Source organism: Vibrio sp. 779(2023) (assembly GCF_033344285.1).
In the GTDB taxonomy this organism is placed as follows: domain Bacteria; phylum Pseudomonadota; class Gammaproteobacteria; order Enterobacterales; family Vibrionaceae; genus Vibrio; species Vibrio alginolyticus.
Map to the genome: position 1 here is coordinate 1 of NZ_JAWPOM010000074.1, position 1,614 is coordinate 1,614.

Genomic DNA, 1,614 nt, shown 5'->3' on the forward strand with positions numbered 1-1,614 from the left:
ATACGAGAAAAGAAGCGTCTATCACCCTAACCCAATTAATTTGGGATGGCAGCGCGACATTAAACGATATTGACCGTACCGCTGCGGATGCAGAATCGGTGCGATTCCAACTGTTAGCTGATGCTTCAGACAAGGCATTAGAAGTCACTAAAGTCTACTTAGATGCGGTAAAGGCTTATGAAGTCTTAAAGCTGTCTGAGAACAATCTTGCCGTTCACAAAGACATCTATACGGACATCAAAAAACGCGTCACTTCCGGCATCGGCTCGACTGCGGACTTAACACAGGTTGAAGCGCGTTTAGCGAAAGCGCACGGTAATCTGGCAGCTGCACAAAACAACCTTTACGACTCCCACACAATGTTTACCCGCTTGGTGGGGCAAACACCACAAGGGTTAATTTTTCCAAGAGCTGATCAGAACTTTATCCCCTACACCGTCGATGAAGCGGTTGGCTTGGCATTTGAATTACACCCAGTGATTCAAATCGCATTGGCGGATGTGGATTCTGCCAAGTTCCAATACAAACAATCGAAAGGCGTTAACTACCCGACGATCTCGATTGAAGCTTCTCAAACTTGGAAAGACGATGCGGATGGCTTAAAAGGTCGAAGCGATGAAACTCTCGCCATGTTGCGTTTACGCTATAACTTGTTCAACGGCGGTAGCGATGCGGCAAATTCAGAAAACTTCGCATACCAACTCAACAAAGCGAAAGACTTACGTGAAGGCGCGTACCGTAATGTTGAGGAAGGGCTTCGCTTATCTTGGAGTGCTCTGGACTTAACGCTGCAACAAAAAGAATTTTTAGCAGACCACGTTGATTCGGCAGCTGAGACGGTCATCGCGTATGAAAAGCAATATCGAATCGGTAAACGAACCTTACTAGACGTTCTGAACACTGAAAACGAGTTGTTTGAAGCGCGTAAAGATTACCTTGATTCAAAATATGCAGAGCAATATGCCAAATATCGTGTAATGAACGCAACTGGCCAATTGTTGAGTGCGTTAAGAGTCGAAATGCCGAAAGAATGGCTAGAAAAAGTGGAGTATTAATTATGAAAAACATAACTATTATTGCACTGTCATTAGTTGTTGCTGCATGTAGCTCTTCGAGTGAGCGAGGCGACGAATACGATTACATCGACACTCCTATTGCAGATCAATGGGCCGACCACCAAGATGACGACAGCGACGGTGTCATTAACCAGCGCGATTTATGTCCAGGCACACCATTAGGTGCAGAAATTGATAATGATGGCTGCGGATCTTACGCAAACTCATCACAACAAATGCAAATTCGAGTGTTATTTGCGAATGATTCAGACGAAATCAACCCGGTTTTCGCGAAGCAGATTCGAGAACTCTCAGATTTCTTGAAAGAATACCCAAGCACATCCATTGAGTTGCAAGGTTACGCGAGCCGCACAGGTGGGTCTGAGCACAATTTAGATCTCTCCAAACGCCGAGCAGAGAACGTAAGAAAGGCGCTGCTTCAAAACGGTATTACTCCTGATCGAGTTACTATTGTTGGCTACGGCGATACGGTTTTAGCAACAACCGGAACAGACGAAGTAAGCCATGCTTTGAACCGACGTGTGACCGCAACAGTAGT

General features: G+C 45.5%; 2 protein-coding genes. Both read left to right on the forward strand.

The window, feature by feature from the left end; all coding sequences use genetic code 11:
• Positions 1-1,055 (forward strand): TolC family outer membrane protein (locus tag R8O70_RS24975; RefSeq protein WP_318184435.1); only part of this gene is annotated, 1,055 nt, incomplete at its 5' end.
• Between the two features lie 2 nt (positions 1,056-1,057).
• Positions 1,058-1,614, forward strand: a 557-nt coding sequence (locus tag R8O70_RS24980; protein WP_318184436.1) for an OmpA family protein, incomplete at its 3' end; no start/stop codon positions are given.